We start from the raw sequence: 15,934 nt of genomic DNA, 5'->3' as shown, positions 1-15,934 counted from the left end.
AGGAAGCGTGAATTGTGGCTGTAAAATATGAATTAATCAAACAATGCAAGCAATCAGGCGCTCGGCTTGGGCGGGTCCATACTCCCCATGGCATCATCGAGACGCCAACCTTTATGCCGGTAGGCACGCAAGCTACCGTCAAAACAATGAGCCCGGAAGAGCTTAAAGTGATGGATGCTCATATTATTTTGAGCAATACGTATCATTTGTTCCTGAGACCAGGTCATGAGATCGTTCGGAATGCCGGCGGACTGCATAAATTTATGAACTGGGATCGTCCAATTCTAACCGATAGCGGTGGCTTTCAGGTGTTCAGCCTAAGCGAAATGCGCAAAATTACGGAAGAGGGCGTTCATTTCCGCTCCCATCTGAACGGCGACAAGAAGTTTCTCTCGCCTGAGGTGGCAATGGAGATTCAAAACGCGCTCGGATCGGATATTATGATGGCATTTGATGAATGCCCGCCTTTCCCAGCTGAGCATGAATATGTGAAGAAGTCGCTTGAGCGGACGACAAGATGGGCAGAGCGCTGCCTCAAAGCGCATGCAAGACCTCATGATCAAGGGCTGTTCGCAATCGTTCAAGGGGGGATGTACAAAGATTTGCGCATTCAAAGCGCTAACGATTTGACTTCCATGGATTTCCCGGGGTATGCTATTGGTGGACTGAGTGTAGGCGAGCCTAAGCATCTTATGTATGATGTACTCGATTATACGGTTCCCATTTTGCCAGCGAATAAACCGCGTTATCTAATGGGAGTCGGCTCACCGGACGCACTAATTGAAGGCGCTATCCGCGGCATCGATATGTTCGATTGCGTTCTGCCTACTCGAATTGCCCGGAATGGGACAACGATGACGAGCCGAGGCAGACTTGTCATTCGAAATGCGAAATACGCCGAAGATTTTGGTCCATTAGATCCCGAGTGCTCCTGCTATACATGCACGAACTACTCGCGGGCTTATATCCGGCATTTAATTAAAGCCGATGAGACCTTCGGCATGAGGCTGACCACGTATCACAATTTGCATTTCTTGCTACAACTCATGCGGGACGTTCGGCAAGCGATTATGGAAGACCGGCTGCTTGATTTCCGGGATTCCTTCTTCACGAGCTATGGCCTGTTCGATAATGAGAAAGGGTTTTGAAAGGGGGGATTTCGATGGTAGCAGCAGATGCAGCAGGTTCAAGTAATATTCTAGGAATGATTTGGCCGTTTGTGCTTATGTTTGCGGTGTTTTATTTCTTACTTATCCGTCCGCAGCAGAAGAAACAGAAGCAACGTACTTCCATGCTTAACCAATTGAAAAAAGGCGATAAAATTTCAACAATTGGTGGTTTGCACGGTACGGTTGTGGAGCTCAGCGATGATACGGTTGTACTTCGTGTAAACGATACAACAAAAATGACGTTTGAGCGCAGCGCAATCAACACGATCATTAACTCAGCACCAGCAGTAACGGAGTAATATACTTCACCAAAGAACGGCTGACATGCATGCATGTCAGCCGTTCTTTGTATTATTTTCGTAAACAAGCGCTGTTCCCTATTTCTTCATATTAACTCCGATCATACCGCCAAAAGCGCCTGCTAGGAGAGTTGCCCCTAAGAGAAGTGCGCTATGGAGCGACAACGAAGCATTTGAGGCAAGAAAACTAACAATGATGACGATAGCGCCGTACAATAAGCCAAGCAATGCGCCGTTGTACCAGCCCTTGCTCTCAGATCGCCGGCCAGAGGTAAAGCCGCCCGCAAGCGATGCAAAGCCATGAACAATTAATGCATTTGTAGGCAAGCTGCTTTCTTTCAAACCGGTAAAATGCAAAAGCAGCGAGAGCAGCAAAGCGCCAACTGCTAACCAAATAATGGAGAAAAGCACTCCGGCAAGTAAAGGTGAAGCAATTAATGGCGGTTTAGGAGCTTGTTTAACCGAACTCATCAAAATCCCCCCAACAAAAGGTACGTATTACTTAACCATATGGTCAAGCTTAGTGGAATAGTACAACTAATACGCGGACTTATAACTATTTATTGGGAATGGGCTAGCCATTGCCATATATTCGTGTAAGCTGACTCAGTATGATGTCTATAGGCGTAGGTCAGAATAGCTGTACGGACAAACGCAGCTGACATCAGCTCGTATGACAAAATCGAGGAGGCGGTTTCCGGTGGAATTTTGGAGCCTGTTGATCCGGACGGTGATCATCTATTTCGTCGTGTTTTTGATCATGCGGTTTATGGGAAAACGAGAAATCGGAAAGCTATCGGTATTCGATCTGGTTATTTCAGTTATGATCGCGGAAATTGCCGTCATCGTAATCGAGGATATGGAACGTTCGATGTGGAGTGGCATTATGCCAATGGTTGTCTTGCTGCTCATTCAAGTGATCAGTGCATTCATGACGATGAAAAGCAGGAAGCTTAGGCTGTTGTTTGATGGCAAGCCAAGCGTCATTATTGACAAGGGCAAATTAAATAGCGACGTTATGCGAAAGCAGCGCTACAATCTGGATGATCTAATGCTTCAACTGAGGGAGAACAAAATCAGTGCTGTATCGGATGTCGAATTCGCCATCTTGGAAACAAGCGGCAAGCTGTCTGTCATTCCGAGAGAAAATTCCGATGTTTCTGAAGACAATAATAATGACGATCATGATGAAGATAAATTGGATCAAAAGCTGGTAAGTTTCAATCAAAAGAGCATCATTCCACCGAAATATCGATTCGAAATTTTGCCCGTGCCGCTAATTATGGATGGCAAAGTACAAGACGGAAATTTAGAAAAGCTGGAGAAAACAAGATTTTGGCTGAAAAATGTGCTGCAGGAGAAAGGCGTTACCGATTTCAAGGACGTATTCTTTTGCACGATTGACCATAAGGGGAAGTTGTTTGTCGATAGGTATGATCAAAAAAAGCGCTAAAGAGAGGGCTGCCCTTTCTTTAACGCTTTTTTCAGCATAACCTTGCTTATTTAAACCAATCTCCGAATAAAGGAATACGCTTCATGTCATGGCGATCAATGATTTTCATCAATACCATAAGCAGCAAATACACAATTACGCTTGCTGCGCATGCAAGAATCAGATTGATCCACTCTGCTGGCAGCGGCTGCCAATTCATCGTAAACCGTGCTGCTGCCCCCATGATGACCATCGCAGCGCCTACCTTTACAAAATCTATAATTTTCATGTGAAAGCCGATAAATCGGAGAACGCTAATGCCATGCAAAACCGTGACGAGCACGATGTTCACATTTATGGCGATTAATGCTCCGTATATGCCGAAGTCGGGATCTGATGCGAGCTGCACGATAAGAACCAGCTTGACGACGGCACCGATCAACGTGTTGATTAAGGCAGTACCTGGTTTGTTGAGCGCTTGAAGCGCGGCTTGGAGGGGCGCTTGTAAATAAATAAATATGCCGACTGGAGCTATGAGCTGAAGCATCGGCGCAATTTCCGTGTGATTATAAAGAATGCGGCAGATCGGCTCAGCGAATAATGTCATGATGACAACGAAGGGAGCGCCCGAAACAAGGGCAAGCCTCAACGATTGGTGAAGCCTCTTATGAATCAGGGCGTTATCGCCATTTGCTGCAGCCTCCGAAAGAGAAGGGACCAGCGATACGGCAAGGGAGTAAGTTAAAGCAGTCGGCAAAAGCAGGAGCGGTACGATCATCCCCTGTAGAGCGCCGTATTGCGCGGTGGCGATGCCTGTAGCGATACCGGCAGCTGCCAAGCTTCGCGCGGTAAGAATAGATTCAAGCAAATAGGAGAAGGAGCCAACCATACGGCTTCCCGTTACCGGAATCGACAAGCCAAGCAGCCTGCGCAGTACGGGCTCTTTTTTGGCTGTGGATGGATTAAGGTGGTTTGAAGCTTCATTCATTCGTGATTTGTCGCGGTAATATTTCCAGAGAAGCACGGCTAAGCCGCCGATCTCTCCGACAACAGCGCCCAGCATAGCGCCCGCAGCCGCCCATTCGAGTCCAAGAGGAAGCAGCATATAAGCAAAAGAGAGCGATGCGATGATGCGAAGGATCGTTTCAACCGTTTGGGATACCGCGGTAGGTATCATGTTTTGTTTGCCTTGAAAGTATCCACGGTAAACCGAGGAAATGCCTATAATAAGCAGAAGAGGAGTCATAACCATATATGTACGGTATACGCGGGCATCCGGCAGTACATGCTTCATGATCCACGGGGCGCATAGCAGCATTACGGCTGTCATCAAAATACCAAGCGTGGTAACAAGTGCCATCGCCGTTCGGAAAATGTATTTTACGCGTGCGGAGTCGCCCTGTGATTCGGCTTCCGCAATCCATTTCGCAACGGCTAGCGGTATGCCGCCCGTAATGATTGTGAGCATAACGGTCAGAAACGGATAGCTGAGCTGGTATAAGCCGACGCCTTCTGCTCCAATTATGCGTGGAAGCGCGATGCGCGGCACGAAGCCAAGCAGGCGGTTAATAATGCCAGCGGCAAGCAAAATCATGGCTCCCTTAATAAAGGTTTGTTTGGTTTGCTTCGTCATAATAAGATTACCCTCTTCTCTATCGTGGAATAGCTGGTTAGCTTCTGCCTCGGCTTAAGACGAAGCTATGAGACAGGCCGGTACTATCATCTTTATGCGCGGCATGTCCGATTCGATGTCATTCATTTTGCCAATTACGATATATTCGGGCAGGAATATGGCAAAGACGCAGCGAATAAATGGGTTAGACAAGCTTTTAGGAGGCGCAGCATGGCAGACGAAGAGTTAAGCCGTATGATCGAGGAGCTATGCAACAGCAAGGCGGAGGAATTTCAATTGATTGGCTATGAGCATGTGACAGGCCAAGAGGTTTGGGAATGCGTTAGCGAGAAATACAATAAAACGGGACAACCCGAGCTTCACGAATTAGTGAATGATATTTTATCTCTTAAGGTTATGAAATTCATGAATTTCATGACGATAAGCGCATACAAAGGGACCCAATTTTAAAACATAGGTTTCTTTTTTTTTTGACTCGATTTTGCCGCGTCTGTATAATAGGCATATTGAGATCATAAGGGGGATTTAGACGTATGTTCGGGAAGAGAATTATTGCCTTCCTTGCGATCGTAGTCATTATGTTTGGCGTTATCGCTTGGACAAGCCCATCGCTAGTAAAAGACGTAAGGCTAGGCCTTGATTTAAAAGGTGGATTTGAGGTTTTGTACGAAGCTTCGCCACTTGAAGGCGGACAGGCGGTTACGCCTGAGTCACTGAAAGAAACAGCAAGAAGTCTGGAAAAAAGGATTGACGAGCTTGGTATTGTCGAGCCTGAAATTACGACTGAAGGCACCAACCGCATTCGTCTGAGACTAGCAGGAGTTGAGAATGAAAGCGAAGTAAGAGATATTCTTGCTAAGCCTATCAACCTGACGTTCCGTGGTCCTGACAACAAAATCGAGCTTGATGGCAGTGATTTTAAGCCAAACGGCGCGGGGATCGGTTACGATAACTTAAGCAAGCCGTTCGTTACGATCGAGCTTAAGGATGCCCAAAAATTCGAAGAAATTACGACTCGCTTGTCGGGCCAATATTTAGCTATTTACCTCGATGACAAAGAGCTGTCCAGACCGAACGTTAATTTTCCGATTTCCGGCGGATCTGCTCAGATCTCTGGTGATTACACGATAGATAAAGCAAATGAGCTTGCTGATATGATCAACCTGGGCTCATTGCCGCTCAAGCTAACTGAAAAATATACCCAATCCGTAGGCGCCAAGCTTGGCCTTGCGTCCTTGAAGGATACAGTTGTAGCGGGCATTATCGGTACGGTCATTATTTTGGTATTCCTAATCATCCTGTTCCGTATTCCAGGCGTTGTTGCCGGCATTACGGTCATTACGTATACGTGGCTCTTGATCGTTGTATTCAATCTAATGAATGCTACCTTGACCTTGCCTGGTATAGCGGCCTTTGTACTTGGTATCGGTATGGCGGTCGATGCGAATATCATTATGTACGAGCGGATAAAAGAAGAGATTCGCAGCGGCAAAAGCTTGCTGTCCTCGCTTAAGTCAGGCTCGAAAAGCTCGTTCCGTACGATTATGGATGCCAACATTACGAATATTATCGCGAGTGCTGTCCTTTACTTCATCGGCAATGGCGCGATTCGCGGCTTTGCTCTGACGATGATCTTCAGTATTCTAGTAAGTATGCTCACGAATATTTTCTTGTCGAGATTGTTGATTATGCTGCTCATTAAGAGCAATCTGTTTACAAAACCAAGCTATTACGGCGTGAAGGAGGCAGAAATCCGTGAACTTTAATACAAAAATACGTTATGACTTTATTGGGAACCGCAACAAGTTCTTTCTGTTCTCAATCACGTTAACGGTGCTAGGCATTTTGTCATTGCTTTTCTTTAGTCTCAATTTCGGCGTTGATTTCAAGGCTGGAACGAATATGGATATATTGGTAGGCAAGGAAATTACGCAACAGGATGCCAAAGAAATTATTGTGAAAGCAGGAATCGAGGGCATTACGCCTACGGTTGGCGGTACAGGAAACGAACGTGTTTCCGCTCGTTTTGACGAGGTGCTTACACAAGCCAAAATCGTTGAAATTCAAGAAGGCTTTAAAGCGAAATACGGCGACCAAGTATCAGCAGAGGTTAACGTCGTATCGCCAGATATGGCACAGGAGCTTGGAATCAAAACGATTTGGGCGATTCTTATCGCAAGCGTAGCGATCATGATCTATGTCATGTTCCGCTTTGAATGGCGGTTTGCCCTGGCTGCGAACATCGCGATTTTGTATGATGCGTTTGTCGTAGTCGCACTATTTTCGATTTTCCGACTGGAAGTGGATCTTCCGTTTATCGCGGCGGTGCTGACGACGATCGGTTACTCCATCAATGATAAAATCGTTATTTTTGACCGGATTCGCGAAAATCTTCGCTTCGGTCAGTTCAAAAACCGCGATCAGCTTGCAGAGATGGTTAACGCAAGTATTTGGCAAACGATGGCGCGTAATATTTATACGGTATTAGCGGTGCTGGTCGTAGCGGTTTGCTTGTTCATTTTCGGAAGCGAATCAATCAAGCTGTTCGCGCTTGCGAAAATTATCGGTCTTACAAGCGGAGCATACTCATCGATTTGTATCGCGAGCCCGCTGTGGCTTCTTCTTAAAGGGAAGCAAAAGCCGAAGGTCGCTGTTAAACCGACAGTGTAATAGGAGAGCATTCCATGCTTACGAAGTAGGTTTGCATTCGCAAACCTAAGCACACGCTTACGAAGTGGTTTTGCTAACGCAAAACCTTTAGGAGGTACAAATGTCAACCACACAGCGATATGCAAAAGCAGAGTCCGCAAGCTGGGCCAGCTTATGGGGAAACATGCTGCTGGCACTATTTAAAGGCGTAATAGGTTGGTTGTCAGGAAGCAAGGCACTGCTTGCGGATGCATTTCGAACGGCAGCCGAGGTTGCCGCGGGTGTTATTGCAATATCAGGTTTACGAGCAAGCCGGCAGCGCAAAATGGAAAAGCCAAATGCGCCATCGGAAGCTGAGGATACGAGGGGAGAAGCCGCGACTACGATTTTGCTGTCAGTCGTGCTGCTCATCATTGGGCTCGAAATCGGTATATCCGCAATCCGGGATATTTCCAATGGCGTGACAAGCGCGCCTCACTGGGGCGCGGTCGCGGCGATTGCTCTGTCTTTAATTGTTCAGCAGCTGTTTTTCCCTCCAAAGGAGCGCTTGACCGGCCTTTATTGCTCGGCGGCTGCTTTGGTAGGAACAAGCGGTGCCATCATCGGCAAAATGCTGTCGATTCCGGTTCTATACTATTTTGATCCAGCTGCTGCGATCGTCATTGCTGTCATCGTCTTAATCAACGGTTATAGAATGGCTACCGTCTTCATTCGCAAGGACGGCAATGGCAGCGTCTCGGATGAAAATCCTGATGAGCTGATGCAGCTGGTCCAGCGCGTTGAAGGAGTCGTCACCGTTCAATCGATGCGAGCGAGAGAACATGGACATTATGTCATAGCAGAAATGGTCATAAGCGTTAATCCGCGTATTTCTGTTCTTGAGGGTCATGAGATTGCGAAACGGGTAAAGCAGCTCGTTATGAAACGTTTTATACATGTAACGGATGTTTCGATTTATGTTGAGCCTTATGATCCTGGTTATCCGTACAAGTCCAATCATGATCCGAATCAGGAGCAGATGCCGACACTGCTGCAATAAGAACTGCCAACAGCAGGAGAGGGGAAGCAACATGATTCAAAGGAAAACAAGATGGGCTGTAGCGCCATGGTCTTTAACCGATGAGGATAAAGCGAAAAGTTTAGCTTCTAGTCTTCGCGTGCCGCCGCTTGTTGCAAGGCTGCTCGTGCAGCGCGGCTACGAAGACGTCGAAGCAGCGGAACGTTTTTTGCGAGGCGGGCTGGAGCACTTCCATGATCCTTATTTATTGCTAGGAATGAAGGCTGCTGTCGAACGGATTAAAAGGGCAGCTGTGAGCAATGAGAAAATTCGGATTTATGGCGATTATGATGCGGACGGCGTCTCAAGCACTTCATTACTGGTACATTTATTTCGCTCTCTGCAATATAATTTTGACTACTATATTCCTCATCGTGCGTTGGAAGGTTATGGACTGAACAAAAAAGCGATCGAGCTTGCGGCTGAGGAAGGAATCGGTTTAATCGTTACGGTCGATACAGGCATAAGCGCTGTTCAAGAAATTGAATATGCGAAGCAGCTTGGCATCGACGTCGTCGTAACCGATCACCATGAGCCTCCAGAGGAAATCCCGCAAGCGAGCGCAGTCGTTAATCCGAAGCAGGAGGGATGCGGTTACCCGTTTAAAGGGCTTGCAGGCGTTGGCGTCGCATTCAAATTGGCGCATGCCTTGCTTGAGCGGCCGCCGCTGGAGTGGGCTGACATCGTCTGCCTCGGAACGATTGCCGATTTAATGCCGCTTAAGGACGAGAATCGAATTCTAGTGAGGTATGGTCTTGAGAGGCTGCGCAGCCATACAAGAGTAGGCTTCCGGGCTTTAGCGGAGGCAGGCGGCATCGAGCTGGAAGGTCTAACCGCAACAAGCGTAGCTTTCGGAATGGCGCCTCGCGTCAATGCCGCCGGCAGGCTGGATCATGCGAAGCGGGCAGTTGAGCTGCTCACGACCGAGGATTACGACAATGCGATTTTGGCTGCAATCGGGCTGGACAGCTTAAATAAGGAACGACAGCGCGTTGTAGAGAGTATCGTGAAGGAAGCGGAGCAGCAGTGGCAGACAAAGGTTGCGGAGGCTGAAGCGGCTGGGACTGATTCGCCGTCCGTTATCGTGCTGGCAGGCGAAGGCTGGAATGTGGGCGTCATCGGTATCGTAGCTTCGAAACTGCTTGAACGAAATTATAAGCCGGTTATTATTCTTGGCATAGATGAGCAGACAGGGATGTGTAAAGGCTCTGCGCGTTCTATAGAGGGCTATGACCTTCATGCGGCGCTTACAGCCTGCGATGAGCTGCTCGATCATTACGGCGGTCATCAGGCTGCTGCGGGCATGAGCCTCCATCGCGATCGATTGGCTGCGCTCGAAGAACGGCTTGGCGCACTCGCTTCCGAATGGCTAAGCGCTGATGATTGGATTCCAAAAACATCGGTTGATCTCGTATGCTCGGTAAACGAAGCAACGCTTGAGACGATTACTGAGCTTTCGCAGCTGGAGCCTTTCGGGATGGGCAATCCTTCCCCTAGGCTGTTATTCCATCGGACTGAGCTTGCAGATCGGCGTACAATTGGCAAGGAATCGAAGCACTTGAAGCTGTCGCTAGGCAGCGGACGCCGCGCATTGGATGGTATTGGCTTCAGCATGGGCATGCTGGCGGATCAATTAAAGCCGGGCAGCAAAATCGATGTGGTCGGCGAGCTGTCCGTCAACGTTTGGAATGGACAGCGCAAGCCGCAGCTTCAACTGCATGATGTCCACTTTGATCCGGCAGCGGCGGATTTCCCGGAGCGCGAGCATTTCGGGAAAGTCTATCAGCTGCTAAAGAAGCTTGGGCAGGCGCCGCTGGAAGGATTAAACGCTCGCTTATCGGAGCAATGCGGTTTATCCTTAGAGACGGTGGAGCTCATGCTGGGTGTGTTCGAGGAGCTGCAGTTCATTGAACGCGAGAATGGACAAATGATTGCAGCCGCGTCGCCGCAAAAACGAGATTTATCAGCTTCAGCCAGGTATAGAGAGGCTAAACAGCAATTTGAAGCTTCACAACTATCTGTATAGCGTATAAAATTTAAAACAAATTAGTTGAAATGGAAAGGGTTGACCTCTTGTGTCCAACACGCAATATAACTTCAAAGATTACATCCGGGTAATTCCAGATTTCCCGCTTCCAGGAATCCGATTCAAAGATATTACAACGCTTCTGAAAGACGGCGGAGCTTACCGCGCTGCCATCGAAGAAATGCGCGTCGCTGTTCAGGACATGAAAATCGACATCATTGCTGGACCTGAAGCGCGCGGCTTTGTAGTTGGCGCTCCGCTGGCATTAGCTCTTGGCGTAGGCTTTGCTCCAATCCGCAAGAGCGGCAAGCTTCCAGGCGAGACGATTACGGCTGCTTACGATTTGGAATATGGCAAGGATCAGCTCGCAATGCATAAGGATGCTATAACGCCAGGCCAACGCGTATTGATTGCTGATGATTTGCTGGCAACTGGCGGTACGATTGCTACTTCGATTAATTTGATTCGCCAGCTTGGCGGCGAAGTGGTTGGTGCGGCATTCCTAATCGAGCTTTCGTATCTTACGGGTCGCGAGAAGCTAGAGGGAATCGACGTATTCTCGCTAATGACTTACTAAGAAAATGAAGCGGTAAAAACCATCTCTAAATACGCCGCCTGTTCCCTCAATCGCGAGGGCAGGCGGTTTTATTTTATTACAGAAACTCTCCAGTAGTTGACGTGGTGCTGCTATAACAGGCATAATATTATAAAAACTCGGAAAACGCATGAATGGGATCCGCCAGGAGTGTAAACAGAAAGGGACGTTTCATGGGCATTGAGCATTTACTCGAGAAGGCATCCGCCTATATGAAAGAGCAGGACCTTATACGCATCCAGGAAGCCTATGACTTTGCGGAACAAGCCCATCACGGACAAGTGAGGAAATCGGGAGAGCCTTATATCCTGCACCCCGTAGCGGTTGCAGATATACTTGTTGATATGCAAATGGACGTGCTGTCGATTATTGCGGCATTGCTTCATGATGTCGTTGAGGATACGACAGTGGATTTGCAGACGGTGCGCGCGAAATTTGGCGAAACCTGTGCGATGCTGGTAGACGGTCTAACAAAGCTCGAAAAAATTCAATTTCGTTCCAAAGAAGAGCAGCAAAACGAAAATTACCGTAAAATGTTTGTCGCGATGGCTCAGGACATTCGCGTTATTCTCATTAAATTAGCGGATCGCCTGCATAATATGCGCACGCTCAAGTTTCAATCGGAGGAAGCGCAGCGGCGTATCGCATACGAGACATTGGAAATATTTTGCCCCATTGCGCATCGTCTTGGTATATCGGCGATCAAGTGGGAAATGGAAGATATAGCGCTTCGTTTTTTGAATCCTCAGCAATATTATCGCATTGCCAATCTGATGAAGAAGAAGCGCGCGGAACGCGAGCAATTTATTGATGATGTCATCTCCCGTATAACGGAGAAGCTTGATGAAATGGGCATCGAAGGAGATATTTCCGGACGCCCTAAGCATTTGTACAGCATTTACAAAAAAATGACCGACCGGAACAAGCAATTTACGGAAATTTATGATCTGCTTGCGATTCGTATTATCGTCGACAACATCAAAGATTGCTATGCGACGCTGGGCATTATTCATACGCTATGGAAACCGATGCCAGGTCGTTTTAAAGACTATATCGCGATGCCGAAGGCGAACATGTATCAATCGCTGCATACGACCGTTATAGGGCCGAATGGAGAGCCTACCGAGGTGCAGATTCGAACTTGGGAAATGCACCGGACGTCGGAATACGGAATCGCGGCTCATTGGGCCTACAAAGAAGGGTCTCTTGTACCTGGAGGCAACTTTGAGGACAAAATGTCATGGTTCCGCGAAATATTGGAGCTTCAGCATGAAGCGCGCGACGCATCTGAATTTATGGAATCGCTCAAAATGGACTTTTTTGCCGATCTCGTATTTGTATTTACGCCTAGCGGTGAAGTGATTGAGCTGCCTGCAGGCTCCGTGCCGCTTGATTTCGCATATCGCATTCACACGGAGGTCGGAAACCGGACGATTGGCGCAAAGCTGAACGGGCGGATCGTTCCGCTTGATCATAAGCTGAAAACCGGAGACATCGTCGAGATTTTAACGTCGAAGCATTCGTATGGACCAAGTCAGGATTGGGTGAAAATCGCACAGTCCTCGCATGCCCGCAGCAAGATCAGGCAATGGTTCAAGAAGGAGCGGCGCGAGGAAAATGTAGCGAAGGGCAAGGATCTGCTTGAGCGCGAGCTGAAGCGGCTTGGTCTTGAGCCGTCTGCTTGGCTGCAGGACGATAAGCTGCAGGAGGCTGCGGCGAAGTTTGCTTTTAACGACATTGAAGATATGATGTCGGCCATCGGCTTTGGCGGCATTACAGCAGCGCAAATTTGCACGAAGCTTACCGAGAAGATGCGCAAGGAGGCCGAGCTGGCAAGCCAGCTGGAGCTGACGAGCGAAGTGAAGGAGATTAAGTCTCCGGGCAATCGGAAGTCTAGGCCTAACCAAGGCGTGACGGTAAGAGGGATCGACAATTTGCTTGTCAGGTTCGCTCGCTGCTGCAACCCTGTTCCAGGCGATTCGATTATTGGCTACATTACGCGCGGCCGCGGAGTCTCCGTCCACAGGATGGATTGTCAGAACATTCCGTTCGGTGATCAAGGCGAAGAGGGAGATCGCGTCATAGAGGTCGAGTGGGAAGAATCCATTGAGGCCAATTACAGCGTTGATATCGAGATTACCGGCAGCGATCGCAGAGGGCTTCTGAATGAAGTGCTTCAGGCGGTGTCGGAGAGCAAAACGAACATTTCAGCCGTAACCGGTCGGACGGTTAAAAATAAAATGGCGCTTATTCATATAACGGTGCTTATCAGCAACATTGAGCATCTCAATGCCGTCGTGGAGAAAATAAAACGCGTTCAGGAGATCTATTCTGTTCAGCGTATTATGCAATAATCGTTTGGCCCATGCTGTGAATGGGCAGAGCAAATATCGGAGGTTTAAGCGGTGAAGGTTGTTTTACAGCGCAGCAAGCAGGCAAAGGTCGTCATTGAGGGCGAAGCAGTCGGCGCAATTGATTTTGGGCTCGTTCTGCTGGTCGGCTTGACGCATGAGGATACGGAGGCAGACGTCAAGTGGATGGCGGACAAGGTTGCTAATCTTCGTATTTTCGAGGACGAGTCAGGCAAAATGAACCATTCGGTTACGGATATCGGCGGACAGGTGCTGTCGGTTTCGCAGTTTACGCTTTATGGCGATTGCCGCAAAGGCAGGCGGCCGAACTTTATGGCGGCAGCAAGGCCTGAGCAAGCGGAACAGCTGTACGATGCGTTCAACGAAAACCTGCGTTCTTTGGGCCTCGTCGTTGCGACAGGCCGCTTCGGTGCGATGATGGACGTGGAGCTTGTCAACTCAGGCCCTGTTACGATTATTTTGGAGAGCGGCGCTTAAGAATTCAATCGTGGGAAACAATAGACATGAGGCTTTGCGGAAGGAGCAATTCAACCCATCGCGAGCAGAATGCCCTATTGGAGGAATCCCACTTATGCATCAATCACGCAAGGAGCAAGGCATCGAGAGAATCTCCCGGAGGCTCCTGCATCCGGACCGAAGAGAAGCCAAGGTGTTTGCCGAGCTAGAGGATGATATTGAAGCGGCAGAAGAATGGGCTGGCTTCCCGCAGCAGCCGCGCCGCGATCATTCGGGCCTTTTATAGATGGATTAGATAGCCGTCCGAGCTAACTGCTAGGGCGGTTTTCTATGCTGACCGTAAAAACGCTTTCGAAATTGTAATATTTCTGTAATCAATCTCTAACTTCTTTTTAACATCATTAACCTATACTAGAACTCGACCCCCTTTTTAAAAATATATTTTACTTTTGGACCTACAAACACGTTTTGTAGGTTTTTTTCTGCCCATTTGTATTTGGGCTGCGTTCGATAGAGATCGATCTTGACTTTAATCGCTCTCAGAGGTAATATTAATTTTTAGTATGACTAGCATGAACGGCTGAATCCATCCGAACAGGATGTGCACGTTTAGCGGTTGAACATAACGATTCAAGGATGGGACAAAGTAATTCTACGCGCTATACCCAGAGAGGGATGTCACTTGGCTGCAAGCATCCTTATAACGGCAGAATGAACAGACTTCCCGGAGAACAGACGGTGAACGGCAGATAGGAGCAGGCAATGGCCTGTGACAGAAGCAAAGTAGCTGGCCTGCGGATGACGGACGTTAACCGTCTTGGAGCGAGCCGAACGCATGTGATGCAGGCTCGAAATGTGGGTGGTACCACGGGAGATTCACTCTCGTCCCTTTTGGCGCAAGCTATGAGGAACGGGAGTTTTTTTGTGTTTTCCGAACTTTAAACGGATGTATAAGCGGGCAGGAGGGGTTATTCAATGGCATTTCAGAAAATGCCGGGCACGCAGGATATTTTGCCTGGCGCAGTAGAGAGATGGCAGTATGTCGAGCAGAAAGCTCGCGATATTTGCCAGCGTTACAACTTTCGCGAAATTCGTACGCCGATCTTTGAATCGACGGAGCTGTTTCAGCGCGGTGTAGGTGAAACGACCGATATCGTGGAGAAAGAGATGTACACCTTCACAGACCGCGGCAACCGCAGCCTAACGCTGCGCCCGGAAGGGACCGCAGGCGTTGTGAGGTCGTATGTGGAAAACAAGCTGTACGGCGAGCCAGATGTGTCTAAGCTGTATTACATCGGTCCGATGTTCCGGTATGAGCGTCCGCAGGCAGGTCGCTACCGCCAGCTGCACCAATTTGGCGTAGAGGCAATCGGCTCGGTTGATCCTGCTATCGACGCAGAGGTTATCGCGCTTGGTTATACGTTCTACACGGAGGTAGGCCTGAAGGGCGTACGCGTTGAGATCAATTCGGTTGGTACGCCAGCTGTCCGCGCGGTATTCCGCGAGCGGCTGCTTGGTTTTCTTGAGCCAAAGCGCGAGCTGCTATGCAAGGATTGCCAGTCGCGCATGGACCGCAATCCGCTGCGCGTGCTCGACTGCAAGGTTGATCAGGAGCATTTTACTGACGCGCCGTCGATTTTGGACAGCTTGGATGAGGAATGCCAGATTCATTTTGACAAAGTTAAAATGTATTTAAGCGATATGGGCATCCCATATGAGCTCAATCACAGGCTCGTTCGCGGACTCGACTACTATACCCATACGGCCTTCGAATACAAGGCTGAGGGCATCGGTACGATCGATACCGTCGGCGGCGGCGGCAGGTATAACGGTCTTGTATCGGATATCGGCGGACCGGATCAGCCGGGAGTCGGTCTTGGCCTTGGCCTTGAGAGAACGATCCTGCTGCTTCAGCACCAGGAAACGGAGCTTCCGGCTTTCAATCAGGTCGATGTTTATGTCGTTGCGCTTGGCGAAGCGGCAGAGCGTGAGGTGACGAAGCTTGTTTACCAGCTTAGACAGCGCGGCATTCGTGCAGAACGCGATTATCTAGGCCGCAAGATGAAGGCGCAGATGAAGTCGGCAGATCGCCTTCAGGCGCGTTACACAGCTATTCTCGGCGATGATGAGCTTGAGCGCAGAGAAATTTCACTTAAAGATATGGCCAAAGGCGAGCAGCGAGTCGTAGCATTAGATAAGCTAGCTGATGAAATTAGCGGTTAAGCTTCACCAAATAACAATCTAAC

At 48.7% G+C, this 15,934-nt stretch carries 16 protein-coding genes; 13 read left to right on the top strand and 3 right to left on the bottom strand.

Features of this window, described 5'->3' with window-relative positions; translation table 11 throughout:
- The first annotated feature begins 14 nt into the window (after positions 1-14).
- A complete protein-coding gene (gene tgt, locus AC2TDN_RS09680) occupies positions 15-1,148 on the top strand; it encodes a tRNA guanosine(34) transglycosylase Tgt (protein ID WP_484687807.1) in 1,134 nt (377 codons plus the stop codon).
- A 14-nt stretch (positions 1,149-1,162) separates the two neighbouring features.
- The gene (gene yajC / locus AC2TDN_RS09675; RefSeq protein ID WP_482066465.1) at positions 1,163-1,468 is read left to right on the top strand and encodes a preprotein translocase subunit YajC; all 306 of its coding nucleotides are present in this window, start codon (positions 1,163-1,165) and stop codon (positions 1,466-1,468) included.
- A gap of 78 nt (positions 1,469-1,546) precedes the next feature.
- On the opposite strand, the gene AC2TDN_RS09670 is transcribed toward yajC, so the two are convergent.
- On the bottom strand, positions 1,547-1,939 hold the full coding sequence (locus tag AC2TDN_RS09670) for a TIGR04086 family membrane protein (protein ID WP_482066466.1): 393 nt from the start codon (positions 1,937-1,939) through the stop codon (positions 1,547-1,549).
- A 229-nt stretch (positions 1,940-2,168) separates the two neighbouring features.
- Between AC2TDN_RS09670 and AC2TDN_RS09665 the strand changes: the two genes are divergently transcribed.
- The gene (locus AC2TDN_RS09665; RefSeq protein WP_484687806.1) at positions 2,169-2,921 is read left to right on the top strand and encodes a YetF domain-containing protein; all 753 of its coding nucleotides are present in this window, start codon (positions 2,169-2,171) and stop codon (positions 2,919-2,921) included.
- Between the two features lie 46 nt (positions 2,922-2,967).
- Here the strand turns inward: AC2TDN_RS09665 and spoVB are convergent, their stop codons facing one another.
- A complete protein-coding gene (spoVB, locus tag AC2TDN_RS09660) occupies positions 2,968-4,533 on the bottom strand; it encodes a stage V sporulation protein B (RefSeq protein WP_484687805.1) in 1,566 nt (521 codons plus the stop codon).
- Between the two features lie 210 nt (positions 4,534-4,743).
- Here spoVB and AC2TDN_RS09655 point away from each other — a divergent pair, with 210 nt between their 5' ends.
- The 9 genes from AC2TDN_RS09655 to AC2TDN_RS09615 all read left to right on the top strand — a co-directional run bounded on the left by AC2TDN_RS09655 (position 4,744) and on the right by AC2TDN_RS09615 (position 13,974).
- Positions 4,744-4,983 carry a post-transcriptional regulator gene (locus AC2TDN_RS09655; RefSeq protein ID WP_169082722.1) on the top strand — a complete coding sequence of 80 codons (240 nt, stop codon included), beginning with the start codon at positions 4,744-4,746 and terminating at the stop codon, positions 4,981-4,983.
- 83 nt (positions 4,984-5,066) lie between these two features.
- A complete protein-coding gene (secD, locus tag AC2TDN_RS09650; RefSeq protein WP_484687804.1) occupies positions 5,067-6,299 on the top strand; it encodes a protein translocase subunit SecD in 1,233 nt (410 codons plus the stop codon).
- Positions 6,289-7,203 (top strand): protein translocase subunit SecF, encoded by a 915-nt coding sequence (secF, locus tag AC2TDN_RS09645; RefSeq protein ID WP_482066470.1) that lies wholly within the window; start codon positions 6,289-6,291, stop codon positions 7,201-7,203. The genes secD and secF overlap by 11 nt, the downstream gene beginning before the upstream one ends.
- 100 nt (positions 7,204-7,303) lie before the next feature.
- The gene (locus AC2TDN_RS09640) at positions 7,304-8,221 is read left to right on the top strand and encodes a cation diffusion facilitator family transporter (RefSeq protein ID WP_484687803.1); all 918 of its coding nucleotides are present in this window, start codon (positions 7,304-7,306) and stop codon (positions 8,219-8,221) included.
- A gap of 31 nt (positions 8,222-8,252) precedes the next feature.
- Positions 8,253-10,265: a single-stranded-DNA-specific exonuclease RecJ gene (gene recJ / locus AC2TDN_RS09635; protein ID WP_484687802.1), complete on the top strand. Its 2,013-nt coding sequence runs from the start codon at positions 8,253-8,255 to the stop codon at positions 10,263-10,265.
- 49 nt (positions 10,266-10,314) lie between these two features.
- Complete coding sequence (locus AC2TDN_RS09630; protein WP_482066473.1) at positions 10,315-10,842, top strand: adenine phosphoribosyltransferase; 528 nt, start codon at positions 10,315-10,317, stop codon at positions 10,840-10,842.
- A 191-nt stretch (positions 10,843-11,033) separates the two neighbouring features.
- Positions 11,034-13,214 carry a RelA/SpoT family protein gene (locus AC2TDN_RS09625; protein WP_484687801.1) on the top strand — a complete coding sequence of 727 codons (2,181 nt, stop codon included), beginning with the start codon at positions 11,034-11,036 and terminating at the stop codon, positions 13,212-13,214.
- Between the two features lie 51 nt (positions 13,215-13,265).
- Entirely contained in the window at positions 13,266-13,709 is a 444-nt protein-coding gene (gene dtd, locus AC2TDN_RS09620; RefSeq protein ID WP_484687800.1) for a D-aminoacyl-tRNA deacylase, read from the top strand.
- 94 nt (positions 13,710-13,803) lie between these two features.
- Positions 13,804-13,974 carry a hypothetical protein gene (locus AC2TDN_RS09615; RefSeq protein WP_482066476.1) on the top strand — a complete coding sequence of 57 codons (171 nt, stop codon included), beginning with the start codon at positions 13,804-13,806 and terminating at the stop codon, positions 13,972-13,974.
- Positions 13,975-14,366: 392 nt separating this feature from the next.
- Here AC2TDN_RS09615 and AC2TDN_RS09610 read toward each other — a convergent pair whose 3' ends face one another.
- A complete protein-coding gene (locus tag AC2TDN_RS09610; protein WP_484687799.1) occupies positions 14,367-14,525 on the bottom strand; it encodes a hypothetical protein in 159 nt (52 codons plus the stop codon).
- 138 nt (positions 14,526-14,663) lie between these two features.
- On the opposite strand from AC2TDN_RS09610, the gene hisS reads away from it, so the two are divergent.
- A complete protein-coding gene (gene hisS, locus AC2TDN_RS09605) occupies positions 14,664-15,911 on the top strand; it encodes a histidine--tRNA ligase (protein ID WP_484687798.1) in 1,248 nt (415 codons plus the stop codon).
- Positions 15,912-15,934: the final 23 nt, after the last annotated feature.

Source organism: Paenibacillus sp. Y660, assembly GCF_057221575.1.
The sequence above is the reverse complement of the archived record's forward strand: the minus strand, read 5'-3'. Positions and strand labels throughout refer to the sequence as shown.

Coding starts and splice junctions, on each gene's coding strand:
- AC2TDN_RS09625 (WP_484687801.1), top strand. CDS start 11,034: ATGGGCATTGAGCATTTACTCGAGAAGGCATCCGCCTATATGAAAGAG.
- spoVB (WP_484687805.1), bottom strand. CDS start 4,533: ATGACGAAGCAAACCAAACAAACCTTTATTAAGGGAGCCATGATTTTG.
- AC2TDN_RS09640 (WP_484687803.1), top strand. CDS start 7,304: ATGTCAACCACACAGCGATATGCAAAAGCAGAGTCCGCAAGCTGGGCC.
- yajC (WP_482066465.1), top strand. CDS start 1,163: ATGGTAGCAGCAGATGCAGCAGGTTCAAGTAATATTCTAGGAATGATT.
- hisS (WP_484687798.1), top strand. CDS start 14,664: ATGGCATTTCAGAAAATGCCGGGCACGCAGGATATTTTGCCTGGCGCA.
- recJ (WP_484687802.1), top strand. CDS start 8,253: ATGATTCAAAGGAAAACAAGATGGGCTGTAGCGCCATGGTCTTTAACC.
- AC2TDN_RS09610 (WP_484687799.1), bottom strand. CDS start 14,525: ATGCGTTCGGCTCGCTCCAAGACGGTTAACGTCCGTCATCCGCAGGCC.
- secD (WP_484687804.1), top strand. CDS start 5,067: ATGTTCGGGAAGAGAATTATTGCCTTCCTTGCGATCGTAGTCATTATG.
- AC2TDN_RS09655 (WP_169082722.1), top strand. CDS start 4,744: ATGGCAGACGAAGAGTTAAGCCGTATGATCGAGGAGCTATGCAACAGC.
- AC2TDN_RS09670 (WP_482066466.1), bottom strand. CDS start 1,939: ATGAGTTCGGTTAAACAAGCTCCTAAACCGCCATTAATTGCTTCACCT.
- AC2TDN_RS09615 (WP_482066476.1), top strand. CDS start 13,804: ATGCATCAATCACGCAAGGAGCAAGGCATCGAGAGAATCTCCCGGAGG.